Annotated in this window: 2 protein-coding genes; both read left to right on the top strand. The window is 51.9% G+C overall.

From position 1 onward, the window contains the following. Positions 1-1,148 (top strand): ELM1/GtrOC1 family putative glycosyltransferase (locus tag Q0372_RS01895; RefSeq protein ID WP_366810351.1); only part of this gene is annotated, 1,148 nt, incomplete at its 5' end. Then, positions 1,145-2,035: glycosyltransferase (locus tag Q0372_RS01890; protein WP_298101847.1), on the top strand; the 891-nt coding region annotated here is incomplete at its 3' end. The genes Q0372_RS01895 and Q0372_RS01890, both read left to right, overlap by 4 nt.

The raw sequence follows: 2,035 nt of genomic DNA, 5'->3' as shown, positions 1-2,035 counted from the left end.
GGAGTGACGCAGGAAGGAAGCTGAGCGCGCGAATGGTTGGGCGCGTCGAAGGCGGCGGGTCGTTAAATTTAAACAGCGAAAACTCCGCTGCAAATCCGCCAGCCCAAAAAAATTCGCATCGCAAAGCGCTCATCTTAAGCGACGGTCGCAAGGGGCATGAGAACCAAAGCATCGCATTTTGCGAGTTAAGGGAGTTTGATTTTTGCATTTGCAAGATCGCTTACTCAAACAAGCTTCTTAAACTCTGCTCCTACGCGCTTGATTTTTTCGGGCTTTATTTTAAAATTTTTAAGTGCGATCTTGGCGGGAATGGCACGGCGGCGGACCTCAAAAACGGATCAAATTTAAATAGTCCCGCTTTAAATAGCTCCGCCTCGCAAAATAGCGTAAATTTAGACGCCGCGCCGAATGGCACCAATTCAGACGCCGTGGCGGATCGCAATTTAAATTTCGCAGATTTTGATCTGTTCGTAGGAGCGGGCTCTACGACCTATTACGCGCTAAAATTTTACGCGCGCAGATACGCAAAGCCGAGCGTCGCATTGATGTATCCGAAGGGCTACCGCAAGGATTTTAGCGTCATCATTGCAGGCGCGCACGATCGCCCAGAGCCGCGCGCAAATCTTAAAATTTCGCCCGTCTCGCTTAGCTTTTCGCACCCGCAGGGGCTGTATAGGCCGCAGCGCAAATCCATCGGATTTATCATTGGCGGGCCGAATTCCTGCTTTGAGATGGGGGATGAAATTTTAAAGCAGATAGAGGGCGTAAGGGCGCAGTTTGCGGACTGCGAGTTTGCGCTAACGACCTCTCCGCGCACGCCGCGGGCTACCGAGAGTGCACTAGAAAAGCTCAGTTGGGATTACAGCGTGATTTATAGCCGCGAGCCCGTAAATCCGATCGGCGATTTTTTGGCGCAGTGCGAGTGGGTCTTTATCAGCGAGGACAGTGTCTCGATGATAAGCGAGGCTGCATCTAACGGGAGCGCGAACGTGGCTATTTTGAGTTTAAAACGCAAAGACGCTCATAATAAATTTGACGATTTTATAAATGCTCTCGTTTCTACGGGGTATGCTAGGCGCTACGATGAAGCGCTAAAAAAGACTGCGAAGTACGATCTTGGGGCGTTTGTGAGGGAGATAAAAATATGAGGGTCGTGCAAATCCTGCCCGAGCTGAACGAAGGCGGAGTCGAGCGCGGCGTAGTCGAGCTAAATAGAGAGTTTGCGCGGCGCGGCATCGAAAATTTCGTTATCAGTAACGGCGGCAAATTGGCGCCAAAGATAGAAAACGAGGGCGGCGTGCACATACAGCTCGATGTTTGCTCCAAAAATATCCTAAGCGTTCCGTCGCGCGTCTTAAAGCTGCGTAAAATTTTAAGCGAGATCGCTCCCGACATCGTGCATGTCCGCTCCCGCGTGCCGGCGTGGCTGGTTAAATTTGCTCAACCGCGTGCAAAGATCGTAAGCACCGTGCATGGGATAAATTCCGTAAATTTCTACAGCAAGATTATGACCGATGCGGACGCGATCATCTGTCCTAGCGGCTATACGCGCGATCACGTGGTGCGAAGCTACGGCACGGATGCAGCCAAGATCACGATCATTCCGCGCGGTATCGATCTAGAAAAATTTAATCCCAAAAATTTAGATGAGCGCTTCATCGCGGAATTTCGGCAGAATTTTAACCTCGCGCAGGATGATTTCATCGTCTCGGGCGTTGGGCGTATCACGCAGATTAAGGATTACAAAACCCTGATCCGCGCCGCAGCTTTGGCGAGCGAACAAAAGCTTAAAATTTTGATCGTAGGCGGCGTGGGAGCGGGCCGCGACGAGTATTTTTCCGAGCTAAAATCGCTCGTAGAGGGGCTTGGTCTCTGCGAGCGCGTAATTTTTGCAGGTTCGCAGAGCAAGGTAGCCGAGATTTACTCGCTCTCGTCGGTCACGGTAAGCGCTTCAAGCAAGCCCGAGAGCTTTGGGCGCTCGATGGCTGAGGCGATAGCGCTCAACTGCCCGGTGATCGCGACCCGCCACGGCGGC

This window comes from uncultured Campylobacter sp. (genome assembly GCF_937997405.1).
In the GTDB taxonomy this organism is placed as follows: Bacteria; Campylobacterota; Campylobacteria; order Campylobacterales; family Campylobacteraceae; genus Campylobacter_B.
This window is presented reverse-complemented; position numbering and strand designations above follow the sequence as displayed.